At 53.6% G+C, this 19,772-nt stretch carries 24 protein-coding genes and 1 tRNA gene; 12 read left to right on the forward strand and 13 right to left on the reverse strand.

The genetic code is table 11. The features are described from left to right. Positions 1-194 precede the first annotated feature (194 nt). The 6 genes from N7D90_RS15470 to N7D90_RS15495 all read right to left on the reverse strand — a co-directional run bounded on the left by N7D90_RS15470 (position 195) and on the right by N7D90_RS15495 (position 6,432). Positions 195-632 carry an Lrp/AsnC family transcriptional regulator gene (locus N7D90_RS15470; protein WP_261738829.1) on the reverse strand — a complete coding sequence of 146 codons (438 nt, stop codon included), beginning with the start codon at positions 630-632 and terminating at the stop codon, positions 195-197. Further along, a complete protein-coding gene (gene thrC / locus N7D90_RS15475; RefSeq protein ID WP_261738830.1) occupies positions 629-2,017 on the reverse strand; it encodes a threonine synthase in 1,389 nt (462 codons plus the stop codon). The genes N7D90_RS15470 and thrC overlap by 4 nt, the downstream gene beginning before the upstream one ends. 18 nt (positions 2,018-2,035) lie before the next feature. Further along, entirely contained in the window at positions 2,036-2,926 is an 891-nt protein-coding gene (locus tag N7D90_RS15480) for a LysR substrate-binding domain-containing protein (protein WP_261738831.1), read from the reverse strand. Positions 2,927-2,976: 50 nt separating this feature from the next. Further along, complete coding sequence (locus N7D90_RS15485) at positions 2,977-4,416, reverse strand: amino acid permease (RefSeq protein WP_261738832.1); 1,440 nt, start codon at positions 4,414-4,416, stop codon at positions 2,977-2,979. Between the two features lie 131 nt (positions 4,417-4,547). After that, the gene (locus tag N7D90_RS15490) at positions 4,548-5,825 is read right to left on the reverse strand and encodes a cystathionine gamma-synthase family protein (RefSeq protein WP_261738833.1); all 1,278 of its coding nucleotides are present in this window, start codon (positions 5,823-5,825) and stop codon (positions 4,548-4,550) included. 199 nt (positions 5,826-6,024) lie between these two features. Next, the gene (locus N7D90_RS15495; RefSeq protein ID WP_261738834.1) at positions 6,025-6,432 is read right to left on the reverse strand and encodes a DUF3224 domain-containing protein; all 408 of its coding nucleotides are present in this window, start codon (positions 6,430-6,432) and stop codon (positions 6,025-6,027) included. Positions 6,433-6,688: 256 nt separating this feature from the next. On the opposite strand from N7D90_RS15495, the gene N7D90_RS15500 reads away from it, so the two are divergent. The 4 genes from N7D90_RS15500 (at position 6,689) to N7D90_RS15515 (ending at position 10,684) form a co-directional block, all read left to right on the forward strand. After that, positions 6,689-7,435, forward strand: coding sequence for a porin family protein (locus N7D90_RS15500; RefSeq protein WP_261738835.1), 747 nt, complete (start codon positions 6,689-6,691; stop codon positions 7,433-7,435). 485 nt (positions 7,436-7,920) lie between these two features. Continuing rightward, entirely contained in the window at positions 7,921-8,706 is a 786-nt protein-coding gene (locus tag N7D90_RS15505) for a class I SAM-dependent methyltransferase (RefSeq protein WP_261738836.1), read from the forward strand. A gap of 227 nt (positions 8,707-8,933) precedes the next feature. Continuing rightward, a complete protein-coding gene (locus tag N7D90_RS15510) occupies positions 8,934-9,269 on the forward strand; it encodes a hypothetical protein (protein ID WP_261738837.1) in 336 nt (111 codons plus the stop codon). 362 nt (positions 9,270-9,631) lie between these two features. Next, a complete protein-coding gene (locus N7D90_RS15515; RefSeq protein ID WP_261738838.1) occupies positions 9,632-10,684 on the forward strand; it encodes a fimbrial protein in 1,053 nt (350 codons plus the stop codon). A gap of 465 nt (positions 10,685-11,149) precedes the next feature. Here N7D90_RS15515 and N7D90_RS15525 read toward each other — a convergent pair. Next, positions 11,150-11,240: transfer RNA gene (locus N7D90_RS15525), tRNA-Ser, on the reverse strand. Between the two features lie 240 nt (positions 11,241-11,480). Here N7D90_RS15525 and N7D90_RS15530 point away from each other — a divergent pair. From N7D90_RS15530 to N7D90_RS15560, 7 genes are all read left to right on the forward strand, one after another. Next, entirely contained in the window at positions 11,481-12,152 is a 672-nt protein-coding gene (locus N7D90_RS15530) for a Bax inhibitor-1/YccA family protein (RefSeq protein WP_261738839.1), read from the forward strand. 110 nt (positions 12,153-12,262) lie between these two features. After that, positions 12,263-12,655 (forward strand): sulfurtransferase complex subunit TusD, encoded by a 393-nt coding sequence (tusD, locus tag N7D90_RS15535; RefSeq protein ID WP_261738840.1) that lies wholly within the window; start codon positions 12,263-12,265, stop codon positions 12,653-12,655. A 1-nt stretch (position 12,656) separates the two neighbouring features. After that, positions 12,657-13,019: a sulfurtransferase complex subunit TusC gene (tusC, locus tag N7D90_RS15540; protein ID WP_261738841.1), complete on the forward strand. Its 363-nt coding sequence runs from the start codon at positions 12,657-12,659 to the stop codon at positions 13,017-13,019. Next, positions 13,019-13,306, forward strand: coding sequence for a sulfurtransferase complex subunit TusB (tusB, locus tag N7D90_RS15545; protein ID WP_261738842.1), 288 nt, complete (start codon positions 13,019-13,021; stop codon positions 13,304-13,306). The genes tusC and tusB overlap by 1 nt, the downstream gene beginning before the upstream one ends. After that, on the forward strand, positions 13,303-13,638 hold the full coding sequence (locus tag N7D90_RS15550) for a TusE/DsrC/DsvC family sulfur relay protein (RefSeq protein ID WP_261738843.1): 336 nt from the start codon (positions 13,303-13,305) through the stop codon (positions 13,636-13,638). The genes tusB and N7D90_RS15550 overlap by 4 nt, the downstream gene beginning before the upstream one ends. After that, the gene (locus tag N7D90_RS15555) at positions 13,635-14,636 is read left to right on the forward strand and encodes a glycosyl transferase family protein (RefSeq protein ID WP_261738844.1); all 1,002 of its coding nucleotides are present in this window, start codon (positions 13,635-13,637) and stop codon (positions 14,634-14,636) included. Before N7D90_RS15550 ends, N7D90_RS15555 begins: the two co-directional genes overlap by 4 nt. Positions 14,637-14,669: 33 nt before the next feature. Then, positions 14,670-14,897 (forward strand): YheU family protein, encoded by a 228-nt coding sequence (locus N7D90_RS15560; protein WP_016781468.1) that lies wholly within the window; start codon positions 14,670-14,672, stop codon positions 14,895-14,897. On the opposite strand, the gene csrA is transcribed toward N7D90_RS15560, so the two are convergent. Continuing rightward, positions 14,894-15,097, reverse strand: coding sequence for a carbon storage regulator CsrA (gene csrA, locus N7D90_RS15565; RefSeq protein ID WP_261738845.1), 204 nt, complete (start codon positions 15,095-15,097; stop codon positions 14,894-14,896). The genes N7D90_RS15560 and csrA overlap by 4 nt on opposite strands. Before the next feature lie 136 nt (positions 15,098-15,233). Then, positions 15,234-15,566 (reverse strand): YnfA family protein, encoded by a 333-nt coding sequence (locus N7D90_RS15570; RefSeq protein WP_261738846.1) that lies wholly within the window; start codon positions 15,564-15,566, stop codon positions 15,234-15,236. 202 nt (positions 15,567-15,768) lie between these two features. On the opposite strand from N7D90_RS15570, the gene N7D90_RS15575 reads away from it, so the two are divergent. Beyond that, positions 15,769-15,927 (forward strand): DUF3309 domain-containing protein, encoded by a 159-nt coding sequence (locus tag N7D90_RS15575; RefSeq protein ID WP_261738847.1) that lies wholly within the window; start codon positions 15,769-15,771, stop codon positions 15,925-15,927. A gap of 57 nt (positions 15,928-15,984) precedes the next feature. Here the strand turns inward: N7D90_RS15575 and N7D90_RS15580 are convergent, their stop codons facing one another. The 4 genes from N7D90_RS15580 to N7D90_RS15595 all read right to left on the reverse strand — a co-directional run bounded on the left by N7D90_RS15580 (position 15,985) and on the right by N7D90_RS15595 (position 19,767). Continuing rightward, positions 15,985-18,063: an LTA synthase family protein gene (locus N7D90_RS15580; RefSeq protein ID WP_261738848.1), complete on the reverse strand. Its 2,079-nt coding sequence runs from the start codon at positions 18,061-18,063 to the stop codon at positions 15,985-15,987. 297 nt (positions 18,064-18,360) lie between these two features. Continuing rightward, on the reverse strand, positions 18,361-18,552 hold the full coding sequence (locus tag N7D90_RS15585; protein ID WP_261738849.1) for a PLD nuclease N-terminal domain-containing protein: 192 nt from the start codon (positions 18,550-18,552) through the stop codon (positions 18,361-18,363). A gap of 83 nt (positions 18,553-18,635) precedes the next feature. After that, entirely contained in the window at positions 18,636-19,166 is a 531-nt protein-coding gene (locus N7D90_RS15590) for a hypothetical protein (RefSeq protein WP_261738850.1), read from the reverse strand. A gap of 67 nt (positions 19,167-19,233) precedes the next feature. Continuing rightward, entirely contained in the window at positions 19,234-19,767 is a 534-nt protein-coding gene (locus tag N7D90_RS15595) for an ankyrin repeat domain-containing protein (protein ID WP_261738851.1), read from the reverse strand. Positions 19,768-19,772 lie beyond the last annotated feature (5 nt).

Here is a 19,772-nt window from a genome sequence, read left to right on the forward strand (position 1 = left end):
CAGGAACATCGTAAGAGTCGGGCTCGGGCAGTTGAATATGGCAGAGTGCTGTATTTACTGGCCGTTTTGCTCGTACACAACCCTGCTCAACACGCAGAGTCCAAGTGAATAGCTGGGTTGTGGTGTGGAGAGCGCGAGGTGAATAAGAGAAGTGCACTGGACCACGAAAAATCGGGCGGCTGAAACTTCTTTGCTCAAAACACTGCCGAAAGGACAAAGGATGTGACGGTGTTTTCTACCCCGGGCATCGCAGCTATTTCCTTCCAAACAAGATGGACCCGCTCGGGAGATGCTGCATTCACGCGAAGCATCAAATCAAACTCACCACTCAAGACTTCGCACTGCACCACCTCGGGTAGCGAGCGCAGCGCGGCAAGCACTTCTTCTCCACGCATGCGGTCGTAGCGGTAAACGAAAATCACTGCACTGATCAGCGATGAAGGCCGTCTGGAATCACCGAGAAGTACTGTATACCCCTGGATGGCGCCATCGCGCTCAAGACGTTCAATGCGTTGGCGCACAGCGTTACGCGACAAATTGACCTTGGCCCCCAGCTCCACATGGGCTATTCGAGCATTGGCCGTGAGCTCGGCAAGTATGCGCTCATCCAATGGATCCAGAATGCGCTTCATACGTACCTCTGCTGCGCATACAACAGGGCCTGACGAAGGCCGTCCAGATCCCTTTTGGCCAAACCAGGGGGTTGGGTGCAAACATCGGGAGCCGTTGGCACCGCACCCTGCCAGACACCCAGTTCGGCCAATAGCGCCGCAGACTTGCGCGGTGCAATTTGCCCAAAGGTCACCATAGGAGCTCCAAGGCTGCGTCGATGAATTCGGCCAGCCAGCACGCCTACAGCGGTATGAGGATCGACTGCAGCCCCGGTCTCACGGAATAATTTGACCACCTCCTCGCGAACCTGCTCTTCGTTGACTGCATAAGAGTCGAACAGGACTCTGGCCCGGAGCCATTGCTGGTTGCCGATACTTAACTCGCCGCAGTCCTCAAAGTGCTCCATAAGCGCCTTCGTTGAGCTGCCGTCATGTTCATAAAGCTCCCAAATGAAACGTTCCAGGTTAGAGAACAGGGAGAAATCCATCGCCGGAGATAACGTACGGTTGCTGACTTGAGTCGTGTAGCGATTGCGATGAAAAAACTGGTGAAGTGCATCGTTACTGTTGGTGGAGATAATGACCTGATTGATCGGCAATCCCATTTTCTGAGCAATGTAGCCGGCATAGATCTCGGCAGAGCTGGCCGCTGGAATACTGAAGCCGACGGGACGTGTCCCCCCGCCCAGTTGCAAGACCGCGTGAAAATAGAAAACGATCTGCGCGAGCACTCCGACCCAGTTAGTGGAGTTGAAGCAGATCGGAATTACCCCGTCCAAAGGCCAGTCACGCATAAGCCGAGAGACCAACGTCTGACAGTCATCGAAATTACCGTCTACGGGATAAAGCTGAACCCGCTCACGGTCTGCTGCTTGTAGAACAGAGAGTTGCTCAGGCGATACTCCATTGCACGGATACAGTATGGCCATGCGCGTGCGCGGGCAGTTGGCAAACGCCTCTAGCGCGGCCAACCCGGTATCACCGTTGGTCGCGCCGATGATCAGCGCCTCGCCTGCGACCTCACCCAGGAAATGCTCCACCAGGCGCGACTGCAATTGCGCAGCGAAGTCCTTGGAGGAATGGGTCGGGCCATGAAACAGCTGAAGTATCCACTCGTTGTGGCCAACCTGCTCAAGCGGGGTAATGGCGCGGTGGTTGAAGTTCCGATAGCTGTCGCTCAGCAAGCTACGCAGAGTGCTTTCGTCCATGGAAGATCCAACAAACGGCGACACCACGCGCCAGACAAGCTCATCGAATGGCAGCCAGGACCAACTGGCAATCTGCTTCTCGGTGAAGACCGGCATACTGGCCGGGACATACAAACCGCCATCTGGCGCAAGCCCCGACAGCACCACACTTCGAAAGTCCGCCCTCACGTCACCGCCGCGTGTGCTTACGTAATGCATGATGACTCCAGATCAGAATTACAAAAGACGGTGGGATTGAGCCACCAGCCAAGTAGAAAAAATCGCGGCATGCGGTGATAGAACCTCGGCCTGCTCGCGCACTAGATAAAAAGACTCGCTGGCCTCGATGGGGTGATTGAATGGAGCAATCAGGTGCCCACTCTTGAGCAAATCCTCCACGACCGAAGACCGCGCCAAGGCAACGCCCTGACCCAGTTCTGCCATACGAATTGTGGAAACAAGGGTGTCAAACTGAAGACCACGGGAGTAATCGACATCGTCTGCTCCAACCCGCTTCAACCAGTACCCCCAACCTTCCTCGTACCCCAACACATGGAGCAAGGAATGGTTCATCAAATCGCGAGGCTCGCGTATCGGTGAACGGGCCATGAGCTCGGGTGAGCAAACAGGCTGGAGGATGTCCCAGGTTAATCGTTGAGAGTGCAAACCCGACCACTCACCGCTGCCCCAGCGAATCTCCAGGTCATCCTCTCCGTCAGGCTCCTTCACCCAGAGGTTGCTGATATAGCGAATGTCTATCTGAGGATAGTCCCGACAAAAATCCGCGAGCCTAGGGGCCAACCAATAGTGAAGAAAGGAAAGGCTGCCTCGCACCTTCACATGCCTTTGCTTGTGCTGACCAAAAATCTCGTTGGTACCCACTGCCAGACGACTGATTGCGTCTTGTACCACCGGCAGGTAAGACTGCCCTTCCTCGGTCATGCCAAGCCCTCGTGGCAAGCGCTTGAACAGCGCGACACCGAGATGCCCCTCCAACTGACGAATCTGCTGGCTTACTGCACCTTGAGTCAGGTGCAATTCCTCCGCTGCATGGGTGAAGTTCAGATACCGCGCCGACACCTCGAATGCCCTTAGCCAGTTCAAGGGCGGTAGTGATTTTTGACTCATCGGCGCAACCTCTTGGGGACTTATCTTTGCTCAATCATGGCCTGAGCCATTCACGCCGCACCAGCGCAATGATTTGCAGCTGCTGCTAATGCCAACCGCTCCTCACGCTTCTTGCGAGTAATCCAGTAAACGAAGTAGCACCACGCGATAAACGGCAGACCAAAGTAAAGCGCTACTCGCTGCTCAGGATCAAAAGCAATGCCGACGCAAGCCATCAAGCAACACAACAGAGCACCAAGAGGTACCCAAGGGTAGCCGCGCACGCGGAAATGCAGATCTTCGACTCGCCCGCCATTGGCGACGTATTGGCGTCGGAAGGCGATTTGGCTGGCGGCGATGCTCATCCAGACGATCACCACCGCGAGCCCCGAAATCGACACCAGTGCCAAATACACCGTATCAGGGGCAAGTACACTGCTAAGCAGAGATGCCATGGCGCCCACCATGCTCAGAATAATGGCGTTGACCGGCGTGCCCCGCTTCGAAAGCTTGACGTAGCGTTTAGGCATGTGACCCTGATCGCTCAACGTCCAAAGCATGCGCGAAGCGGCATAGAGCCCCGAGTTAGCGGCGGAAATCAAAGCCGTGAGGATCACAAAGTTCATAATGTCTGCTGAATACGGGATGCCAATCAGCTCGAACACCATCACGAACGGACTTTCTATCACTCCCGCCTGCTCGCGGGGCAACAAGGTCGCAAGTACGAAAATCGTACCCACGAAGAACAGCGCTAAACGCACTACCGTCGTGCGAATCGCCTTGGGCACACTTGTCTGTGGGTCCTGCGCTTCACCTGCTGCAATCCCGATAAGTTCTGTCCCGGAAAACGCGAAGGAGACGGCCAGAAGTGTCATTGCAATCGGCAGAAAGCCTGTCGGAAATAGCCCTTCACGGGTAAAGTTCGAAAGCCCGGCACCCTGTAAATGCTGGACTTGGAAGAGCCCGCAAATAGCCCCACCACCAATGACTATGAATGTAATGACGGTCAGCACTTTAATGAGCGAAAGCCAGAATTCGGTCTCTGCAAACAACCGAACAGAAACAACATTACTTAAAAAAACCGCAATGGCAAAAACCGCACTCCAGATCCAGACTGGCGTGTCCGGGAACCACCGAACCATCAGGATACCCGCAGCCGTAAATTCAGAGCCAATCGCGACTGCCCACGTGAGCCAATACAACCAGGCCACCGTATAGCCTGTTCCAGGGCCGAGGTATCGGGTTGCATAGCTGCTAAAAGAGCCGGTCTCTGGCATCTGTACCGCCAACTCACCAAGACAGACCATTACCAGATACACCATCACCGCACCGATGATGTAGGCAATCACTGCGCCGAGCGGTCCGGCCTGATTAACGGTGTAACCGGAGGTAAGGAATAATCCCGTACCGATTACGCCACCCAACGCCAACATGACAATGTGCCGGGTTTGCATTTCTTTCTTGAAGTTCAAGCTTGGATCAGACTGATCACTATGTGTCTGGATGGTCATTGCTATGTTCTCATGAAATGTTCGGACAACAATTTCTTGCAGCCGACTATTAGGCAGCACAATGAAGTTGCCGCGAATTGTTATTGTTTTCACTATTCATGAACAACTACCCGGCACTAAAGCCGGGAGTCTTATTGCCTTTGGATTCCCACTTCAGCAAAACGCTGAACACTTCCAGCCTGCGGGTTTGCACGCCCTTGTTTATCGCGAACCCATGCAAAGGCTTGTTTAAGATCCGCCAACAGGTCGGCCGTATCCTCAATACCTACGGAGACCCTGACCAAGCCTTCGGAAATCCCGAGCGCCTCGCGTTCCTCCAAGGTGTTTTCTACATGACTGGTTGTCCGTGCCGGCCCATAAATGGTTTCAACCGCTCCCAAGTTACCCGCCCGATGTGCGTACTTGAGCTGCGGTAACAGGCAAGTCACTGTGTCCATGCCCCCTACCAACACAAAACTGACTATTGCGCCAAACCCGCGCATCTGCGAGCGAGCAATCGCATGACCTGGATGTTGAGGTAGTCCCGGATAATTAACAGATTCCACTAACGGCTCGGAGCACAGGTATTCGGCCAGTGCTTGCGCGCTCACCTGTTGCTGGCGAAGACGCAACGCCAGAGTCTTGATCCCCCGAATAACGAGATAAGCCGAGAATGGATCCAGTGAGGCCCCGTTGATTTCTCGGTAATGGCGAACCTGGGACATAAGATCCTCGTTGCCGCAGACCACACCGGCGAGCACATCGCCATGCCCGGACAGAAACTTTGTAGCACTGTGCACGACCACATCGACCCCGAGAGCAAGGGGGTTCTGATTCAAAGGTGTTGCGAACGTATTGTCTGCGATAACCAGAGCGCCAACCTGCTTCGCCGCCGCCACAAGACGTCGAATATCCAGAACCTTCAGTGTTGGGTTCGTGGGGGTTTCCAGGTAGAGGACATTGCAGCCTTTATGGATTTGCTGCTCGATTGCTTCTGCGTTGAGGGTATCGCATAGCGTGACCTCAACTCCCATGCGGGGAAGGAACTCTTCAAAAATCTTGTTTGTGCCACCGTAGCTGTCACGGGTAGAAACCACGCGCTGACCACAGGAAAGGAAGGTCTGCAGCACACCACTGATTGCAGCCATCCCGGTACTGAAAGCGACAGCGGACTCTGCACCTTCCAGTTCGCAGAGTTTGTCCTCCAGAACAGAGACCGTAGGGTTGCTCATGCGGCTATAGATAAAGCCAGGCTGTTTACCCAGCGCTACGTCATACCACTCATCGATGTCATGGTAACCGTAGGCGGCACTGACCACGATGGGGGTCTGGGTTGCGTTGTAAGGATGCTGAACCTGCTCCCCTCCCCACACCACTCGCGTCCCCAAACCAGCGCCCTGGTTCAAGCCAGGATTTAATTTGTCATCCATAAGTCTGTCTCGCATCGATGGAACATACATGTTCCGATTGGGCTTGCGATGACTATATGGAAGGGTTGAGCGTGTGAAAAATCATGTTATCCGGGGCTAAGGGGGGCTTTTTTTAATGGATGCATACCAACAGCCTGAATTGCCCCGGGCACCGTAGACCCTGATGCATCAGGGGCGGTGCCCTTTACGACTGGTTAAATTATTCGAGGTGGTAACTCAACCAAATATGGTGCGTTCCATCGGTATCAATTGTGATCCCTCCTGTCCCTGATATCCCTTTCAAACCATCCGTACCACTGCCGCCAACTATGCAGAAAAACTCATCTGAACGATCAACCCCGGTAGTAGAGGCGCAATGAATGAAATTAAAGGAACCCTCAACCCCATTCACCGTACCCTTGAAGCTCTCCATCGCGATGTAACTGCCCTTTCTTGACGCTTGGTCGAACGCCGCAGTAAAGGCCGTTGAAGAAACACCATCGATAGCTCCTGTATAGGACTTTTCCATAGTGCTGATCGACACGGGTAAGCCTGTTGTAATTTCGAGCGTGGGAGTCAGGGCAATTGGTTTGAAATTCCTGGCGGCAAAAGTGGCTCGCGCTTCCATTCGGATCAGTCCTGTTCCATATGAGTTGGGCGGTCATTCTACCCTTCCCCGGCGTCCTGCCGAACGAACACTAACCAAAAATAGTTCTGCGCAAGCACAACGGATTCGAGGTCGAAAAAACTCCGGCAGACCAGCGAAATCAAAACTTGATTAGGGGCAATTGTTAGCTTTTTTATCGATATTTCCTGAACTTTTCATAACCTTTATATCTAAACGGTCGTAACCATTTTTATCCACGTCATGGAGACATTCGCGAATGCTTACTGCAAAACTGCTGCGTCACACCTGTGCTCTAGCGCTGTTCAGCGCACCAATGGCAGTGATGGCCGCCCAAAGCACCGACCCCCTCTTCACCATCGGCCTACTGGGTTCCTACAGCGATTTCAAGTTTGAAGGCGGTCGCGAGTCAGACAAGGAACACATGGGCCAGGGCGGTGTGTTCGCCAACTTTGGTAACAAAATGACCGCCGAATCCGGTTTCATCTACCAGATTGGTGGTGAAGCCAAATACAGCAAGAAAAATGACAACAAGCTCAAGGAAGCCCAAGCCGACCTGGACCTTGGCTGGCGCACTGCGCTGGATGCCCGCAACTTTGTCGACGTGATAGTCGGTGGCGGTTATGGCTGGACCCGTTTCGAGCCTGAGATCAACGATCTGGACACAAAACTGACCCTTAAATCGCCATTTGCCAAGGCAGCACTGGGCTACAACCACCAGTTCGACACCTCTACCCTTCGCGTAGAGGTGGGTGCCCGTCACACTATCGATGGACGCGCACGCCTGAAGGTCGACGGCTTCGGCAGCGATAGCGTCGACATGAAAGACCGTACCAACCCTTACGCAGAAGTTTCGCTACTGATGAACCAAAAGGGTGCCATGCCGATCAATGCGGGGGTGTACTACACCCGTTCGGAGTACAAGATCGACGAGGATTCGCCGGTTGCCGACAACACCAAACTCAAGCGTGACGAGTTCGGCGTGAAAGTCGGCCTGGCGTTCTGACCCCATCTGGCAGGCCCCGTTAGCTGAAGGGGCCTGCACCGGCCGCACCGCCGCGGCTCCCCTACTTCATTAAATCAGTAGTGATACAGGTCTGGCTGCTGCCCGCGCAGAGCCAGCTTTTGTCACCATGACTTCCTTCGCCTACTCGCACACCCTTCAAGCTTGTTTCCCTACAGGCCGCTAAATTCAAGCACGCAGATTCAATATGAATTCACTCAATGCGAAAGCATTTCACCCGTCCGTCCATTCAAAGACGGCACAACGTCTTCTCCATACAAAAACCTAACTTACCTGCTACAACAATAGTTTCACATATACCTGCCAACACAAAAAAATATAGAAGATTATCCAAATATCGCATAAATAAAAATCTGTAAACCTTTAACAGCGATCTACACTTGGTGTTCACCCTACCTTCAGCCAAGCCTGCCATCCCTGTACCAAAAACCCAGAACTATAGAGCACCCTACCGGAGAAACATCAACATGGACGTTTATGGCGAACTTATATTCAATCAAAATCAGCACAATGAACTTGAGCGACTGAACCATATAACCACTGCATTTGACTCTATTACAAAAGAACATATCACCCAGCTCAACCTTCCTTTAAATTCAAGATGCCTTGATATCGGTTCGGGCACAGGAAGCATCGCGTCATGGCTCTCAGTCCACTCCCAGCAAAGAAATTTCGAGGTAATGGCACTAGACCGTGACGGACAATTTTTACCAAAGCAAGCTTCCGCCCATAACAATTTTACGGTTCTGAAATCGGACATATCCAAGGCCCACTCACTGGGTGAGTTTGATTTAATTCATGCTCGCCTCGTCCTGATCCATCTTCGCGACCGATCAGAAGTATTAGAAAAACTTGTGTCATGGTTAAAACCTGGCGGATGGATCATCCTATCTGAATTTATTGATACCAGCACGACGAAACCACGCCCTTCAGCCTATAGCAAAACCATGAAAACCATGTGGGAGGTTCTATACAAAACCATTGGCACAGACTGTAACTGGGGCAACAGCCTACCGGACAACTTCAACGCACTTGGTCTAAAGAAACTGGGCAATTCATTACATTACCCACCCCTGAGTAGCGGATCACCCATTTCAGCCTTTTGGTGCCTGACTTGGATGCAGATGAAACATCACTTACTCACCACAGGCGGTCTACATATTGATACTTATACGCAAGCTATACACAACCTCAATGCAGGAAAGGTCGCGGATTTATCTCCAGGATTAATCACATGCTGGGGACAGCGATAAATACTGCCTACTCAGACAGACCGAATAAATAATCGCGAGTACAGGCGCCTTATCCGCGCCAGGATGCTTCTGAAGGAGCTGGCGGCGCAGCGCTATGGATCTGGGGCGCGGACGAACATAGCCTTCACAAACGACACAGGTGTCAAAAGTATCAAAAGCTCGAGCCCTTCGGGTATGGTGTCTGCGCCCGATAATTGGATCCGGGCTCTATTCCATGGAGTAACACCGTGAAGTTGTTTAGTAAAGTCATCGCTTCTGCAGTATGTGGTTTGGTTCTTGCTGGCTGCACCGGTACCGCGATGAAGACTCATCAGTACGATAGCAACCAGTACACCGTCGTTGGCCACAGTGAAGCAAGCGCTACGGGCCTGATGCTTCTCGGTCTGATTCCGATTGGTCAGAACAACCGTTTTGTTCGCGCGCAGAATTCTGCAATCCAGGCAAAAGGTGGCGATGCGCTGATCAATACTCAAGTGCAGGAAAAGTGGTTCTGGGCTTGGGTTCTTAACGGCTACACCACCACCGTCTCTGGCGATGTGATCAAGCTGAAAACTGCTAATTAAGCTGCGCTCGGTTTGAGGAAGCCCGGCTCGCCGGGCTTTTCTGTTTCTGGTGGCAGGGGATTGCCCTTGAAGCTGCCATCTTGGAGCTTCGGGTGGTCAGGCGTATTTCAGCACATTTCAAGACTTGTTCGGAAATCCCCTCAACCGCGTTTTCATAGCATGCCCCAGTATTTTGATGCTGGGACAGTATGTAAAAATCTGGGCGACAAGACTTTTCTCTCTTACGAGAAATAACCGATAAAAAACAAGACCTTTCTTGGTTTAACTGCTGATAAAAAACTATAGCATTAGGTATGCTTTTACAAGACTCAATTACTAACTCACCCCACTCCTAACACTTTTCGGCGCAACCATACAACCTTATGAGTTTCTCAAAAAACCTTAACAAGTACTTAGCTGTTTGCATATTCGGCACTCTCTTACTGTTTCAAAAGTCTGCGCTCGCAGACTGCGGCTGGACTGCTCCAGGGTTGAAATATTATGTGGATAAAGACCGCTCCATGGCTATAAATTTCGGTACAGTTTACGTACCTCGGGACCTTGCTGAAGGCAAAGCCATAGGACCCGAAATCAAAGCCTCTTTTGAAGGGGCCTACGACCTTTTTTGTTCAAGCCGGGGCTCTATGAGAGTTTATGGGGAGACCCCACTTCTGCCGGGTTCAGAGTATATTTACCAGACGAACATCCCCGGAGTGGCCATTAAATATAGGATGAATGATATTTACACAGCGAGCGACTTTACACGAACAGACCAATATCCAAATCTACCACTGAGAGTTAGATCAGGTTTTTGGGATACAAGAGAATCAACCACCCCTAGTATTACCGCGACGTTAGTAAAAGCTGGTCCTATTGCCGTAGGATCACACACGATAGCTTCTACAACAATCACAGCTTTTGGCGACCAGGGAAACACCGCTTGGAGGATGGGAACAGGAACGGTTTCAGGAACCATTATTCGCTCAGAATGCACATTGCCGACGGCATCCAAGACGATCACTGTCCTTATGGGTGCCGCTAGACGAATCGACTTTAGCGGAAAAAACAGTGTATTAGACGCCCGGGATATTCAGATCCCTCTGACGGATTGCATGGGTGACTCTTCGGTAAAAAATCGTCAACTTACCAAGATTCATTTACGTCTCGACGGAGTAAAAGGGTCGACGAGTCTCGACGCCACGCGAGGCATTCTCGGGTTAACAACCGACTCAGTCGCCAGCGGCCTAGGCGTTCAAGTACTAACATCCGATAACACTGCCTTCCCTCTGAACGTCGCCAAAGAAGTCATAACGTTAGTACCAGGTGCTACAACAATTAAACTTAAAGCACGCTATATCCAGACCAGTTCAGACCCACAAGGACCTCAACCTGGAACGGCGAATGCAGCTGCCAATTTTACGCTTACTTATCAGTAGTAACCTCTGCCGAAGCTACCAGCCCATATATGTATGGTAGGGCTGGATGTTCGCGCATCCGGCTTCGGACGCTCCTTTTACCTTGTGGCAGAAATTTCTTTGACGTAGGCCTCGCAGATCTGCGCAATCAGTCGTTGATCACCAATTTTGAGCATACACAGGGGCAGCTGGGCTCTATGGGCGCCATAAACCACGCCGCCGGCGCGGGTGGATAGAAAGGCGCAAGAACGGCAAAGTGTGGGTTGGCTATTACTACAGGGATGCCACTGGCAAGAAGATCCCACCGGGAAGCGACTTGAGCAAGGCCCGCTTGAAGCGACCCGAACTGGAGGCGAAGGAAAAACCGGGAGACCGCCAAGCCCTCCAAATAGGCAAAGCTTCGGAACTCATGCCTATTCTTCTGTTTTCAGTCCCAAACCCCAGAAACGACAAAGCCCCGACGAGTCGAGGCTTTATCTTTAAATTTGGCGGGAAACCAGGGATTCGAACCCTGGGAACGCTATTAACGTTCGCCGGTTTTCAAGACCGGTGCATTCAACCACTCTGCCAATTTCCCGTACTTCAAACTCAACAACCGCTAGCGTGCAAGTAAAAAGTACCAGAGATAAGACCCCCGTACCTGATACAATCGGCGGCTTCAGACTTTCGCCTTAAACCATCCAGCCACACTGCCTACCGTTGTTGCGGGGGCCATAATACCTGAATGAAACACGTTGTCAAACTCTCTTGATCGCTTGTTTCAGAGCCTCTGCTATGATCTTTGCTACTTAACATTTCCAACCACAGGAGTATCGCCATGCGCGAACAGGATTACGCCGTTAATAACAGCGTGCAGGCCGAGCAGCTAGAAGTTAGCCGCGTCCTGCGCAACACGTACGGTTTGCTGGCCCTTACCCTCGCTTTCAGCGGTGTGATGGCTTATGTCTCGCAGCAGATGCGGGTCGGTTACCCTAATATTTTTGTTGTACTGATCGGTTTTTACGGTCTGTTTTTCTTGACCAACAAGCTTCGTGATTCGGCATGGGGCCTGGTGTCCGCTTTTGCCCTGACCGGTTTCATGGGTTTCTTGCTGGGCCCGATTCTGAATCGTTTCCTGGGCATGCAGGGCGGCGCCGAGGTGGTTAGTTCGGCATTTGCAATGACGGCCCTGGTGTTTGGCGGCCTGTCTGCCTATGTGCTGATCACTCGCAAGGACATGAGCTTCCTGGGCGGTTTTATCACTGCCGGTTTCTTTGTTCTGCTGGGCGCGACACTGGCGAGCTTCTTCTTCCAGATCAGCGGCCTGCAACTGGCGATCAGCGCTGGCTTCGTACTGTTCTCTTCGGTCTGCATTCTGTTCCAGACCAGCGCCATCATTCATGGCGGTGAGCGCAACTACATCATGGCCACCATCAGCCTGTATGTGTCGATCTACAACCTGTTTATCAGCCTGCTGCAAATTTTCGGCATCATGAGCCGCGACGACTGATCGACATCCGCTACGCAAAAGCCCGCTTCGGCGGGCTTTTTGTTGTCTGCTGCAAGCATCTTGAGGCATCTGGCTTTATCATTGCCGCAGATTTGCTGACAGAGCCCACCATGAAATTTGCCATTGCCCTTTATTCTGCGGCCCATGCGCCCTCTTCCCGCCGAGCCCTACGCTTTGCCGAGGCAGCGCTGGCTAGCGGCCATGAAATTGTTCGGTTGTTCTTCTATCAAGATGGCGTGCACAGCGCTTCGAGCAATATTGTGACGCCGCAAGACGAGCAGGATATCGCGCAACAATGGGCGACGTTCGTCAGCCAGCATCAGCTCGATGGTGTGGTCTGCATTGCCGCCGCCTTGCGCCGTGGTGTGCTGAATGAAGACGAAGCCGCACGCTACCAACGGCCCGGGGTCAACCTGAAAGCTCCGTGGGAGTTGTCGGGACTTGGGCAATTACACGATGCCATTCAAACGGCTGATCGACTGATCTGCTTCGGAGGGCCTTGATATGTCCAAGTCGCTGTTGATTATCAGCCGACAGGCGCCCTGGTCTGGCCCCGGCGCGAAGGAAGCACTGGATATTGTGCTGGCCGGCGGTGCGTTTGATCTGCCGATTGGCCTGCTGTTTTTGGATGACGGTATTTTTCAGCTGCTGGCGAATCAAAATGCCGCCGCCATTGAGCAGAAGAACCTCTCGGCCAACCTGCAAGCCCTGACCATGTTCGGCGTAGACGATTTGTATGCCTGCAACCACAGTTTGAGCGAACGCGGCATCACTCCCGCAGGGCTTGCGGTAGCTGATGTGCAGTCGCTGTCGACTGAAGAAGTCCGCGCACTTATTGACCGTTACGACCAAGTGATCACTCTCTGATGTCGACCCTACACGTTCTGAGCCACTCACCCTTTTCCGACACCCGTCTGGGTAGCTGCCTGCGCTTGCTGGGTAGCGACGATGCCTTACTGCTTAGCGGTGACGCGGTATATGCCGTACTGCCTCAAGGCAGCGCTCTGACGCCCCTTCAGGAGAAAACCGTGTTTATCCTTGAGGAGGACTTGCTGGCGCGCAATCTTGATTGCCCGCAATGGGCAACATGTGTGGATTACCCGGCCTTCGTCGAACTGTCGATTCGTTATGACAAGGTCAACAGCTGGCTATGAATACGCTCACACTCAATGGTAAAAATATCGAGCTGGACAAAGACGGCTACTTGCTCGATCTCAACGATTGGTCTGCCGAGGTTGCTCAGGCATTGGCCGCGCAAGCAGGGCTTGAGTTAAGCCCTGAGCACTGGGAAATCCTCGAGTTGCTGCGCAGCTTCTATCAGGAGTTTGAGCTGTCGCCTGCCACGCGCCCGCTAATCAAGTACACCGCGCTTAAACTGGGGCCTGACAAAGGCAACAGCCTGCACCTCAACCGACTGTTTAATGGCACCCCAGCCAAACTCGCCGCTAAGCTGGCGGGCCTGCCCAAGCCGACCAATTGCCTATGAACACTCCCGCTGCGCTGACTCTCGAAACTCCAGCCGAACACCCTTTTGCGCAATTTGTGCGCATCCTGGGCAAAGGCAAACGTGGTGCCCGCAATCTGACCCGCGAAGAAGCTCGCGAGGCAATGGGTATGTTGCTCGACGAAAAAGCAGAAGACACGCAATTGGGCGCCTTCCTGATGTTGCTGCGGCACAAGGAAGAAAGCCCCGAGGAAATGGCCGGTTTCACTGAGGCAGTGAGGGAGCGTCTGATGGCGCCCGCGATCAGTGTCGACATTGACTGGCCGACTTACGCAGGTAAAAAACGGCACCTGCCCTGGTATCTGTTGGCCGCCAAGTGCCTGGCGCAAAATGGCGTGCGTATTTTTATGCATGGCGGTGGCGCCCATACCGCGGGCCGACTGTACAGCGAGCAACTTCTCGACGAGCTGGCCATTCCACTGTGCCGCAACTGGCAAAGCGTTAGCGAGGCTCTGGATACAGGCAACCTGGCATTTATGCCACTGCAGGACTGGGCGCCGCAATTGCAGCGCATGATTGATCTGCGTAACACCTTGGGCCTGCGTTCGCCGATTCACTCACTGGCACGCATTCTTAACCCGTTGAGTGCCCGCTGCGGCCTGCAAAGCATCTTCCACCCTGGGTATCAAAGCGTGCATCGTGAGGCTAGCGGGTTGCTGGGGGACACCAGCATTGTGGTCAAAGGCGATGGCGGCGAAGTTGAAATCAATCCCGACACCCTGAGCCATCTTTACGGCACTACGGCGGGAGTCAGTTGGGACGAAGAGTGGCCGGCATTGTCTGCGCAACGTCACGTAAAACCGGCGTCGCTGGAGCCCGAGCACCTTAAGGCGCTATGGCGTGGCGAAGTTGAAGACAGCTACCCGCAACTGGCCCTGCTCTCGACTATGGCCCTGGCATTACGCGGGCTGGGTACACCGCGGGAGCAAGCCTTTGAGCTGGCACAGCGCTATTGGGATAACCGTGACAAATCGATTTAAGCGCATTGCACCCGCCCACTTACGAGAAACCCCATGCTTATTCCTTACGACCAGCTTGAACCTGACACCCTCACCCGTCTGATCGAAGACTTCGTAAGTCGCGATGGCACTGACAACGGCGATGACACCCCCCAGGAGACCCGTGTGCTGCGGGTTCGGCATGCACTGAGCAAAGGCCAGGCGGTCATTTTCTTTGACCTCGAAAGCCAGCAATGCCAGCTCATGCCCAAGCACGCAGTGCCAAAAGAGTTCTTTGATTAACCCTTGGCAAGGGGACCAATGACCAGGCGCCCTGCCCGCTGGCTTTTTATCCGCTCATAAATCTCTGATCGATGAACACTGACATGCCTGGGGGCCTCGACCCCCAAACGAATGCTGTTGCTGTTCACAGCAATGATGCACACGTAAATGTCTTGCCCGATTGAAATACGCTCACCGGCAGCACAACTCAGTATCTGCATGACTCTTATCCTGAAGGGTGGGTAGCCACAAAGACTGCACGGCATAAAATCACCCTTCAATCCCTACAAGAGAATTCAGCGCAGGCCTACTACTGCATCGGTTAACTCCTACAGCGCAGTCGCCGAATCGTGTCTTTTACGGCGTTGAAAAGCGCGGCCCCAGCAAGATAATGGTCGCGCCAATCACACACAGCCCAACCCCTATCCAGTCAGAACTCAACGGTCGTACACGCTCCACGACCGCCAGCCAGGCAATGGACGTCACAATATAAATCCCGCCATAAGCGGCATAGGCGCGCCCGGCATAGGTCGCCTCGATTTTTGTCAACAGCAGGGCAAACAGCACCAGGCTCAACAGCGCGGGCAATGCCCACCATGCGCTCTTGCCTTGGCGCAACCACATCCAAAAGCCATAGCAACCGGCAATTTCAAACAGAGCTGCCAAAAAAAACCAAACGTAATTAAGCATGCGTGATGCCTCCGGATATGCAGCGCGCCACCCTACCTGCGGGCTGGCTGGCGATCAAGACAGAACTGTTTTTGAGCCCAAGGTAGAAAAAGTTGAATTATTCACCTGGCAGTCGAGTCGGATTTTGTAAGCACTGCCCATCCTTGTTCCTAAAGCGGCGCCCCGTAGAACTTCAACGTTGACGGAACACATCAAGAAGGAAATGCCCATGACCACGATTCTTCTGATCATCCTGATTTTGCTGCTAGTTGGCGGGCTCCCTGTGTTCCCGCACTCAAAGAGCTGGGGGTATGGACCCTCGGGCATCATCGGGACCGTGCTGGTTGTACTGTTGATATTGCTTTTACTCGGCAAAATTTGACGCCCGTAACACAATAAAAAAGAGGCCCTTAGGCCTCTTTTTTATTCACATGGCTGATTACTTCGGATCAGCCACACCTGCGGTGTTATCCAGCAGGCTTTTGGTCGCGGTTTGCAGGAAGGATTCGAGCTTCTGTTTAAGCACGGCTTCGTCCGGCGAATCGGTCACCACTTTGGCTTCAGCATTGGCACCCAACTTGTACTGCCAAATCTTGGGCGGCATATCCTTGGGCTGAACCAGCAACTGGTCGTCACTGATGATCGCCACTGTCTGGTCATTGCCAGACGGCTTGATCACACCGCTGCCCTTGTCGCCTTCAGGCAGAGTGAGCAGGTCACGACCCCAGCATTGCTGACGGAACTCGCCACCCAAACGGCCCATGATGGTTGGCACGATGTCGACCTGAGTCCCCACAATGTCAGTACGGGCCCCAAATTTTTCCTGAATGCCAGGACCGATCAGCAGCAATGGCACGTTAAAACGCCCAAGGTCCATCTCGGATATCTGCTGTTCGTTGCCGAAGCCGTGGTCACCGACCACCACAAACAGGGTTTCCTTGAAATATGGCTCTTTGCGCGCTTTTTCGAAGAACTGGCCCAACGCCCAGTCCGAGTAACGCATCGCGGTCAAATGCTCGTTGAGCGAACCACGATCCGTCACCGGCTCAACCGGCAACGGCGTAGGCAAGGCATACGGCGTGTGGTTGGACAGGGTTTGCAGCAACGCATAGAAAGGCTCTTTGCCTTCACGCTTTTTCAGCTCTTCCAGGCCACGATTGAACATGTCCTGATCGGACACGCCCCAAGTAGGATCAGAGAACACCGGGTCAACGAAATCGTTACGACCAACAAAAGTGGTCATCCCCTGGTTGCTGAAGAAACCTGACTGGTTGTCCCAGGCAAAATCGCCGTTGTAGACATACACGTCATCGAACTTGCGTGCGCTAAGCAGCTCTGGCAGGCCAGACAGCTTGTGGCTGCCTTCCGGGGTCTGCATCAGGTATTCAAAGCCCGGCAGGTTCGGGAAGCAGGCCATGGTGGCAAACATGCCCTGGTGGGTATGGGTGCCGTTGGAGAAGAAGCGCTCAAACAGCAAGCCTTCCTTGGACAGGTTGTCGAAGTACGGCGTGATATTGCCCGGACGACCTAGCGCGCCCACCGAGTGACCGGCGAAGCTTTCCATCAGGATCACGACAACGTTCTTGATCGGCAGGGTTTTTTCCGCAGGCGGCGTGGTATCACGACGTACAGCAGCAGTGTCCGGATCGACCAGCTTGTCGTTCGCGGTCAGCAACATATCGCGCACGGTTTGTTGAGCTACCGGCTGTTCCAGCGTGGCCTTCCAGGTATTGGCGCGGTCATCACCGAAGCGGCTTTTGGCTGCTGCAATCAGGGACAGAGAGCCGTTCAGACCCAATTGGTTAGCGAAGTTGGAGTCTGTTGTGTAGGCATCACCCCAGCGCAGCGGAGGACCTTGGCGCAAAGTACCGCGAGCAGCCACCACACACACCAACAGCAGCACCACAAACACCGCAACGCGGCCATACCAAGGCGCTACGGCACGGGATCCGCCTGCAGTAGCCACGGTCGAGCTGGAGCGAGTTACGCGGTCAGCGCCTCGGAAGGCAAAGTACAAAATGACGGTGCCAACAGCCCAGGCCAGCAGGTAACGCACGACCGGGAAGCCATACCAGAGCATGCTCATCACGGTTTTCGGGTCTTCCTTCACGTACTGGAAAACCAGACCGTTAAGGCGTTGATGGAATTCACGATAGAAGTCCATCTCCATCAGGCCCAGAAACAGCGCCAGACTGCTGGCAGCAGTCAGCCAGAAGCGCAGCACGCCGCGCGCAGCCATTGCCTTGACGCTGAGCAGCGCCAGCAGCAGAGGAATGCTGAAGTAGACAACAATACGAATGTCAAAACGCAAGCCGTTGGCGAACGCTTCAAGGAAAGTAGAGGCCGGGGTATCGAGGATCATTTCCCGGTTATAAACCAGCAATGCCACCCGCAGCAGGGTGAACATCACCATCATGATCAAGGCACAGAGCAGCGTAAACGCCAGATGCGATTTGACAGTCGGTTGCAACATACGCGTGGCCGCGTGTTGTTGTCTTGGGGCGTCCGGGTTTGCCATGTCGTTTTAGGACCCATTGGTTCAAGTTGAAGTGGCTTTATCACCGGTGGCTTGCCACGGGTGCATCGCTCTCTATTACGCAAAATTTGGCCGTCGACTGACTGCTAAATACCAAGCCAGAGCCGTTTAACGAGTCGATCGAGCAGAAAAATGCGCGCGAATTGTCTTAAAGATACCGTGAAAATTTCGTGCAGAGCACATTTTGAAACATAAAAAAGGGCCATCAGGCCCTTTGTTACTATTACAGAAGCTTAATCGTTGCTTGGCGTGTTGGCTGCCAGCTGACAACTGGCCAACTTAAATGCGCACATTGCCCCGCGGCCCGGCGATGGCCCAAATGACCAGCCCCAGTACCGGCAGGAAGAGGATCAACAACACCCAGAGGATTTTCGCCCCGGTCCCGGCACCGCTTTTGAGCACATTGATGATGGCCCAGATATCCAGAGCCAGAATGATCAGACCAATCAGACCATTAAAGGTTGAACCCATGATGACGCTCCTGAGTGAGTACTTGTGCACATAGGATAGTCACCCGTGGCCGGGGTTCAGTTTTTTATTGCACTGGCCCGGCGTCAGACGTGCACTGCCACTTTCAAGGCTTCCAGCGAAGGTGCCGCAGCAATACCGGCTTCTGCGCACAGCTCGAGTACGCGCGGCACGTCATTGCCGTAAACCAGCACCACCTGGATTTCATCATCCAGCGGCTGGCTGAGGTTCAGCAACACATAGCCACCATTTTGCGGGTTCATGCTGCCCATCTGGATCTGAATCCGGTTCAGTGCCGTCAGCGGCTCGGTCTTGGCCAGCTGTTTGGGCTTGATATTGAACGCTACGCCCGGGCCAAACGAGTCGACGATCTGGGCAAACAGATCCATGTAGGTGTCTGCCTGAAACAAGACTGTATCCGGCAGGCTGCCCACAACCACCCACTCACCCAATGGGATGGGGAAGCTGTCGTCGTAGTTGATGTCCGGGTTGGCAGCCAGAAACCCAGCCTGGTCGGCGTACGCTTGAGCCGCCTCATCAGCAATCGCGGCGATTTCATCGTCGCCCATGCACCCAGAGCTGATTTTGCTGATGAGTTCAACGAGAGTGGTTTTCATGGGCGAGGCCTGTCACAAGGAAAATTAAGGGCGCGAAGGATATAACAATTGCGCCCTTCAAGGGCAATCAGCCCAGCAGCTTCTCGAGTTGAGCTACCGCCTCGGTAGCTCCCATGGTCTTGGCCGCATCCAGTGCCGTAATGCCGTTGGCGTCCTTGGCTTTTGGATCGGCACCCTTGCTGACCAGGTAATCAATGATCGGCGTGCGGTTGAACATCGCGGCCATCATCAACGCAGTCCGGCCATCAAACGAAGCGCCTTCTACTTGCGCGCCGCCCTCGACCAAAGTTTTGACCATCTCCAGATCGCCCTTGAAAGCTGCACCGGCAATCGGACTTTGGCCGTTGTCGTTGCGGATTTCAGGATCGGCATTGTGCTCCAGCAAAACCTTAACGGCCTCTACGTGCCCGTGATAGCTGGCCAGCATCAACAGGGTATCGCCCTTGTGATTGCGCAAATTGGCGGGTAAGCCCTTGCTCAGCAAGGCTGCCAGCATCGCAGCATCGCCGTCGCGCGCCTTGTTGAACACCTGCTCGGCAAAGTCGGCGGCCTCTTCTGGGGTCATCTGCCGGTTTTGGTCTGCTGGCTTGTCGTCTGACATGTAAG

The sequence above is a fragment of the Pseudomonas fragi genome (assembly GCF_025426255.1).
Classification (GTDB): Bacteria; Pseudomonadota; Gammaproteobacteria; order Pseudomonadales; family Pseudomonadaceae; genus Aquipseudomonas; species Aquipseudomonas kulmbachensis.

What these genes read in the sequence shown, in the direction of transcription:
- N7D90_RS15495 (WP_261738834.1), bottom strand. Translation starts at nt 6,432, where the DNA reads ATGGAAGCGCGAGCCACTTTTGCCGCCAGGAATTTCAAACCAATTGCC.
- tusC (WP_261738841.1), top strand. Translation starts at nt 12,657, where the DNA reads ATGTCCAAGTCGCTGTTGATTATCAGCCGACAGGCGCCCTGGTCTGGC.
- N7D90_RS15595 (WP_261738851.1), bottom strand. Translation starts at nt 19,767, where the DNA reads ATGTCAGACGACAAGCCAGCAGACCAAAACCGGCAGATGACCCCAGAA.
- N7D90_RS15505 (WP_261738836.1), top strand. Translation starts at nt 7,921, where the DNA reads ATGGACGTTTATGGCGAACTTATATTCAATCAAAATCAGCACAATGAA.
- N7D90_RS15580 (WP_261738848.1), bottom strand. Translation starts at nt 18,063, where the DNA reads ATGGCAAACCCGGACGCCCCAAGACAACAACACGCGGCCACGCGTATG.
- N7D90_RS15555 (WP_261738844.1), top strand. Translation starts at nt 13,635, where the DNA reads ATGAACACTCCCGCTGCGCTGACTCTCGAAACTCCAGCCGAACACCCT.
- thrC (WP_261738830.1), bottom strand. Translation starts at nt 2,017, where the DNA reads ATGCATTACGTAAGCACACGCGGCGGTGACGTGAGGGCGGACTTTCGA.
- N7D90_RS15470 (WP_261738829.1), bottom strand. Translation starts at nt 632, where the DNA reads ATGAAGCGCATTCTGGATCCATTGGATGAGCGCATACTTGCCGAGCTC.
- tusD (WP_261738840.1), top strand. Translation starts at nt 12,263, where the DNA reads ATGAAATTTGCCATTGCCCTTTATTCTGCGGCCCATGCGCCCTCTTCC.
- csrA (WP_261738845.1), bottom strand. Translation starts at nt 15,097, where the DNA reads ATGCAGATACTGAGTTGTGCTGCCGGTGAGCGTATTTCAATCGGGCAA.
- N7D90_RS15530 (WP_261738839.1), top strand. Translation starts at nt 11,481, where the DNA reads ATGCGCGAACAGGATTACGCCGTTAATAACAGCGTGCAGGCCGAGCAG.
- N7D90_RS15590 (WP_261738850.1), bottom strand. Translation starts at nt 19,166, where the DNA reads ATGAAAACCACTCTCGTTGAACTCATCAGCAAAATCAGCTCTGGGTGC.
- N7D90_RS15480 (WP_261738831.1), bottom strand. Translation starts at nt 2,926, where the DNA reads ATGAGTCAAAAATCACTACCGCCCTTGAACTGGCTAAGGGCATTCGAG.
- N7D90_RS15485 (WP_261738832.1), bottom strand. Translation starts at nt 4,416, where the DNA reads ATGACCATCCAGACACATAGTGATCAGTCTGATCCAAGCTTGAACTTC.
- N7D90_RS15560 (WP_016781468.1), top strand. Translation starts at nt 14,670, where the DNA reads ATGCTTATTCCTTACGACCAGCTTGAACCTGACACCCTCACCCGTCTG.
- N7D90_RS15500 (WP_261738835.1), top strand. Translation starts at nt 6,689, where the DNA reads ATGCTTACTGCAAAACTGCTGCGTCACACCTGTGCTCTAGCGCTGTTC.
- N7D90_RS15570 (WP_261738846.1), bottom strand. Translation starts at nt 15,566, where the DNA reads ATGCTTAATTACGTTTGGTTTTTTTTGGCAGCTCTGTTTGAAATTGCC.
- N7D90_RS15575 (WP_261738847.1), top strand. Translation starts at nt 15,769, where the DNA reads ATGCCCATGACCACGATTCTTCTGATCATCCTGATTTTGCTGCTAGTT.
- N7D90_RS15585 (WP_261738849.1), bottom strand. Translation starts at nt 18,552, where the DNA reads ATGGGTTCAACCTTTAATGGTCTGATTGGTCTGATCATTCTGGCTCTG.
- N7D90_RS15490 (WP_261738833.1), bottom strand. Translation starts at nt 5,825, where the DNA reads ATGGATGACAAATTAAATCCTGGCTTGAACCAGGGCGCTGGTTTGGGG.
- tusB (WP_261738842.1), top strand. Translation starts at nt 13,019, where the DNA reads ATGTCGACCCTACACGTTCTGAGCCACTCACCCTTTTCCGACACCCGT.
- N7D90_RS15550 (WP_261738843.1), top strand. Translation starts at nt 13,303, where the DNA reads ATGAATACGCTCACACTCAATGGTAAAAATATCGAGCTGGACAAAGAC.
- N7D90_RS15515 (WP_261738838.1), top strand. Translation starts at nt 9,632, where the DNA reads ATGAGTTTCTCAAAAAACCTTAACAAGTACTTAGCTGTTTGCATATTC.